Raw genomic sequence first — 276 nt, 5'->3', positions numbered from 1 at the left:
TTTTGAAGAAGTTGTTTCTGGTGAATATATATCTGAAAGACCTATGATGCAAAAGCTTCTTCGAGAAGTAGAAACTGGTATTGCGGATGCGGTTTTAGTAATGGACTTAGACCGCCTTGGTCGTGGGGATATGGTAGATCAAGGAACGATTTATCGCGTATTTCGCTATTCAGAAACATTCATTATTACACCAACGGAAGTTATTAATCCAAATGATGAAAATCAAGAGTTAACCTTTAGTATAAAATCTTTAATTGCACGGGAGGAATTAAAAAC

At 35.9% G+C, this 276-nt stretch carries 1 protein-coding gene; it reads left to right on the top strand.

Annotated elements, in window-relative coordinates; translation table 11 throughout:
• A partial coding sequence (locus MR063_RS21640) for a recombinase family protein (protein ID WP_242201344.1) occupies positions 1-276 on the top strand: 276 nt, incomplete at both ends.

Origin of the sequence: Bacillus cereus group sp. BfR-BA-01492, from assembly GCF_022662815.1 — a bacterium.
Classification (GTDB): domain Bacteria; phylum Bacillota; class Bacilli; order Bacillales; family Bacillaceae_G; genus Bacillus_A; species Bacillus_A cereus_BD.
This window is presented reverse-complemented; position numbering and strand designations above follow the sequence as displayed.